The following is a 5,121-nucleotide window of genomic DNA, read 5'->3' on the forward strand; positions in this document are numbered from 1 at the left end:
GTGTCAGTCACGCATGTAATGGCTGCCACTGCGCCTTCGCGAGCAAGCCCGCTCCCACAATAGGTATGTGTGCATAAAAAAAGGTGCGACCCATCAGGATCGCACCTTTTTTGTCAGCCGCTTCGAATCAGCTGCCGATCGCGAGGGACGCCAGCCAGAACAGCCCGGCTGACAGCGCCACCGTCGCCGGCAGGGTCAGCACCCAGGCCAGCAGGATGTTGCGCACGGTGCCACCTTGCAGGCCGCTCTTGTTGGCGACCATGGTGCCGGCCACGCCTGAGGACAGCACGTGGGTGGTGGAAACCGGCAGGCTGAAAATATTCGCCATGCCGATCATGCAGGCCGTGGTGATCTGCGCCGACATGCCCTGGGCGTAGGTCATGCCTTGCTTGCCGATTTTCTCGCCGATGGTCAACACCACACGCTTCCAGCCGACCATGGTGCCGAGGCCCAGGGCCAGGGCGACTGCCAGGATCACCCAGAACGGGGCGTACTCGGTGGTCCCGGTCAGGTCCTTGCGCAGCTTGTTCAGATCGTCCTTCTCTCGAGCCGCCAGGTCGGGCAACTTGCCGACCTTCTTCGCCGTGTCATCCAGGCAGAGCAAGTAACGACGCACTTCGATGCGGCTTTCGGCCGGCAGCGAATGGTAATCCGCCACGCCTTTGAGCGTATCGAGCAGGGCATTGATGGTCGGTTCGGTCTGCTGCGGGTTGCAACGGAATTTTTCCGGCAGGTCGCCCGGCACGCTTTTGCCCAGTGCCAGGAACTCACCCAGGGACTGGCTGTTGCGCTGGTAGAACTGGCTCAGGTGCAGGGTCGCGTCGCGGGTCCGCTCGATCTGATAGGTGGTGCTGTTCAGGTCGAGCACGAACTGGGCAGGCACAATGCCGATCAGCACCAGCATGATCAGGCCGATACCTTTCTGGCCATCGTTGGAGCCGTGGACAAAACTCACGGCCATGGCCGAGATCACCAGCACCAGGCGGTTCCAGAACGGCGGGTGTTTCTTGTCGTCGATCTTGCGGCGCTGTTCCGGTGTCTTGTGCATCTTGGACAGCGGACGCCACCATTTAAGGCCGATCAGCACCAGGGCGGCGATAAGGAAGCCGGCCATGGGGGAGAACACCAGGGAGGCGCCGATATCGATCGCCTTCTGCCAGTTCACCCCGTCGGCCAACGGGATATCGTTGATCAGCGCGTTGGCCAGGCCGACGCCGAGGATCGAGCCGATCAGCGTGTGGGAGCTGGACGCCGGGATACCGAAGTACCAAGTGCCCAGGTTCCAGGTGATGGCCGCTGCGAGCAGCGAAAACACCATGGCCAGCCCGTGTCCGGTGTTCACATTGATCAGCAGTTCCACCGGCAACAGGTGGACGATGGCATACGCCACCCCCACGCCGCCCAGCAGCACGCCGAGGAAATTGAACACACCGGAAAAGAACACCGCCAGGTGAGGCGGCATGGCCTTGGTGTAGATAACAGTGGCAACCGCGTTAGCGGTGTCATGAAAGCCGTTGATGAACTCGAAGGCGAGGACAAAAGCCAGGGCGAGCAAGAGGCTCACAAGCACCCAAGCATCCAGTCCGCTGAATAAATCGATCATGAAGGTTTTCTGACCCGGTCATAAGGGGGCGCGATTATGCCAGAAAACCTTGGTAATCGATGCACTGCCTGCTCATCGGTAACATCCTTCAACGAAATATTTTGTAGGAAAGCCTTGGGGACGAGGGTTCCCACGGGGCCCGCAACCCTTTGATTCCGGGGCCGAAAGCGCAGCGAAACGGATCGGCTGCGGGTTCCGACGCGCCTAAACAGTTGTGTGAAATATCTGAGAAGGGTGTCAGGCAGGGTCGTTCACCGCGCTGGGCAGAGCGAAGACACGGCCCGCTCGTGGCGGGCGTCCGTTATCGGGTTCCGACCTGGGTGTCGGCCGGATACCGCTGCACAAGAACCTGGCCGGCGCGTCAATGCTCTTCGGCTTTGAGTTCTTTTTCCATCTTTTGCAGTTCCTGGGTAAAAGCCTGGTCCTGAACGGTGGCGCGTTTACGCCAGGGTTTGCGTTCCGGTTCAGGTTGCGCGGCGTAGGTGGTGATTTCCCCGCCGTAAACTTCCTTGTAACGTTGTTCCTGGCGCTCAAGTTCCGCGCGCAGTTCTTCTTTCGTCACAGTTGTACCTAATTAATTGAAATTGATTCTGGTGATACGCACTGCATGCGGGCATGCAGACGGCCACGGCACCAGAGCTGACAGCTGACGTAGCATCAGGGCTTCGTGTTGTTGCCATACAGGGGAAGCGGCCATAAGGCGCTTCGGGCACCGCGATATTCAAGCACAGTGCCTGCGCACGGAAGCGGTCGAGTGACCGTACCCTACTCAGGCGCATTATAGCGGTCCGGCGGGATAACACTATCCACAAAACCAGGGATGTGCGTTGTTGTGTGAGTCAATATTGTTCATGCAACTGTAATCATCAGGTACGACTGCGATCAGCAGATGCCCATTACAAGATGTCGTTGATCTGGACAAGTTCAATATCGGGGCAGTTCAAGTGTGGTTTCAACTTGTTAAGGAGACGTTTTTCGGCGAACGAATCTGTAATTTACCGCCGATTGCGATTATCGGCTGCTGGTTCGATAATCGAACACTGTCGGCGGGGGGGCCTTGTCGGTCCGTCGGTAGCCGCTTGTAATAGCTGTCCTGCCCAGGGGAAACCAGACATGAACGACCAATTGCGCAACGCCTTTACCTCAGTAGCGCCCCCCATCGTTGCCTCGCCGGCCAAGCGAATCCAGGCCTTGACCGGCGATCCGGATTTCATGACCTCCCTGGCCCGCGGACTGGCGGTGGTCCAGGCATTCCAGGAGCGCAAGCGGCACCTGACCATCGCTCAGATCAGCCACCGCACGGAAATTCCCCGCGCCGCCGTCAGACGTTGCCTGCATACCTTGATCAAACTCGGCTACGCCACCACCGACGGCCGCACTTATTCGCTGTTGCCCAAAGTGCTGACCCTTGGTCATGCTTATTTGTCTTCCACGCCACTGGCTGTTTCCGCCCAGCCGTACCTGGACCGCATGAGCGAGCAACTGCACGAAGCCTGCAACATGGCGACGCTGGAGGGCGATGACATTCTCTACATCGCCCGGTCGGCCACCACCCAGCGGCTGATTTCGGTGGACCTGTCGGTGGGCGGGCGGTTGCCGGCCTATTGCACCTCCATGGGCCGGATTCTTCTGGCGGCCTTGGACGACGCTTCGCTGCGCGACTACCTCGACCACGCCGATTTGCAAGCCAAGACCAGCCGGACGCTGCATACCCCCCAAGCGCTGCTCGAATGCCTGCAACAGGTGCGGCAACAAGGCTGGTGCATCGTCGATCAGGAACTGGAACAGGGCCTGCGTTCGATTGCCGTGCCGGTGTACGACGCCTCCGGCCAGGTGGTCGCGGCGCTCAATGTCAGTACCCACGCCGGACGGGTCAGCCGCAATGAGCTGGAACAACGTTTTCTGCCGGGCCTGCTGGGCGCGAGCCGTGACCTGAGCGCGCAGCTGTTCACTTAAGCTGTTCGATAAACGCACAGAGTTGCCTCTGGCGAATTGACGGTTTTCGTCTGCCGTCATTAATGTCGCGGCAGCGTCATCCGGGCCTGTTGGCTGGCGGAGGACGACCTACACAATAATAACGAGAACCCCGATGAACCAGCCCCAGACCTCTGTAGGCAATTGCCTCGACGTACAGTCCTTCATCAACACCCGGCCCATTTCCCGCTACCAATGGCGGGTGGTCATCCTCTGCTTCCTGATCGTTTTTCTCGACGGCCTCGACACGGCAGCCATGGGCTTTATCGCGCCGGCCTTGTCCCAGGACTGGGGCATCGACCGCGCCAGCCTCGGGCCGGTGATGAGTGCCGCGCTGATCGGGATGGTCTTTGGCGCATTGGGCTCGGGCCCGTTGGCTGACCGCTTTGGACGAAAAGTCGTACTGGTGGGTGCGGTCTTGCTGTTCGGCGCCTTCAGCCTGGCCTCGGCCTACAGCACCAACGTTGATCAACTGCTGGTACTGCGATTCCTGACCGGCCTGGGATTGGGCGCCGGAATGCCGAACGCCACCACCTTGCTTTCGGAATACACCCCGGAGCGCAAGAAATCCCTGTTGGTCACCAGCATGTTCTGCGGCTTCAACCTGGGCATGGCGGGCGGCGGGTTCATTTCCGCCAAGTTGATCCCGGCATTCGGCTGGCACAGCCTGTTGCTGATCGGCGGGGTCCTGCCGTTGATCCTGGCGGTGGTGCTGTTGTTCTGGCTGCCGGAATCGGCGCGTTACCTGGTGGTGCGCAATCGTGGCGCCGACAAAGTGCGCAAGGCCCTGGGGCCGATCGAGCCGGAGACGGTTGCCCGGGCGGCGAGCTTCAGCGTGCCGGAACAGAACACCGTGAAGGCCCGCAATGTTCTGGCGGTGATTTTCTCCGGGACCTACAGCGCCGGCACCCTGCTGCTGTGGCTGACCTACTTCATGGGCCTGGTGATCGTTTACCTGCTGACCAGCTGGTTGCCGACCCTGATGCGCGACAGCGGCGCGAGCATGGAGCAGGCGGCGTTCATCGGCGCCTTGTTTCAATTCGGCGGCGTGTTGAGCGCGGTGGGCGTGGGTTGGGCAATGGACCGGTTCAATCCGCACAAGGTCATCGGTATTTTCTATCTGCTGGCCGGGCTGTTTGCCTACGCGGTCGGGCAGAGCCTGGGCCACATCACGCTGCTCGCCACGTTGGTGCTGGTGGCGGGCATGTGTGTCAACGGCGCGCAATCGGCCATGCCTTCCCTGGCTGCGCGCTTCTACCCGACCCAGGGCCGCGCCACCGGCGTGTCATGGATGCTCGGTATCGGGCGTTTCGGGGCGATCCTGGGGGCCTGGATGGGCGCGACTTTGCTTGGGCTGGGCTGGAACTTCGAACAGGTGCTAACCGCCCTGGTCATCCCGGCTGCACTGGCGACCATGGCGGTGGTGATCAAGGGATTGGTCAGTCATGCGGATGCCACTTGAACCGGGGACTCAAACTCCTGTGGTCACCCTCCTGTGGGAGCGGGCTTGCTCGCGAAGGCGTAGGCACATCCGACATCTTGGT

4 protein-coding genes are annotated in these 5,121 nt (G+C 60.7%); 2 read left to right on the forward strand and 2 right to left on the reverse strand.

Annotated features, from left to right (window positions below; genetic code table 11):
• Window positions 1–127: 127 nt before the first annotated feature.
• Window positions 128–1,603, reverse strand: coding sequence for an inorganic phosphate transporter (locus RGM2987_RS00565; RefSeq protein ID WP_245138174.1), 1,476 nt, complete (start codon window positions 1,601–1,603; stop codon window positions 128–130).
• 361 nt (window positions 1,604–1,964) lie between these two features.
• Entirely contained in the window at window positions 1,965–2,165 is a 201-nt protein-coding gene (locus tag RGM2987_RS00570) for a hypothetical protein (protein ID WP_245138175.1), read from the reverse strand.
• Between the two features lie 551 nt (window positions 2,166–2,716).
• On the opposite strand from RGM2987_RS00570, the gene pcaR reads away from it, so the two are divergent.
• On the forward strand, window positions 2,717–3,559 hold the full coding sequence (gene pcaR / locus RGM2987_RS00575; RefSeq protein ID WP_072409756.1) for a pca regulon transcriptional regulator PcaR: 843 nt from the start codon (window positions 2,717–2,719) through the stop codon (window positions 3,557–3,559).
• A gap of 133 nt (window positions 3,560–3,692) precedes the next feature.
• On the forward strand, window positions 3,693–5,039 hold the full coding sequence (locus tag RGM2987_RS00580) for an MFS transporter (protein WP_245138176.1): 1,347 nt from the start codon (window positions 3,693–3,695) through the stop codon (window positions 5,037–5,039).
• Window positions 5,040–5,121: the final 82 nt, after the last annotated feature.

The organism is Pseudomonas sp. RGM2987 (genome assembly GCF_022952855.1).
Taxonomy (GTDB): Bacteria; Pseudomonadota; Gammaproteobacteria; order Pseudomonadales; family Pseudomonadaceae; genus Aquipseudomonas.

Excerpts from the sequence above, each read along its gene's own strand:
- RGM2987_RS00565 (WP_245138174.1), bottom strand. The coding sequence starts at position 1,603 with ATGATCGATTTATTCAGCGGACTGGATGCTTGGGTGCTTGTGAGCCTC.
- pcaR (WP_072409756.1), top strand. The coding sequence starts at position 2,717 with ATGAACGACCAATTGCGCAACGCCTTTACCTCAGTAGCGCCCCCCATC.
- RGM2987_RS00580 (WP_245138176.1), top strand. The coding sequence starts at position 3,693 with ATGAACCAGCCCCAGACCTCTGTAGGCAATTGCCTCGACGTACAGTCC.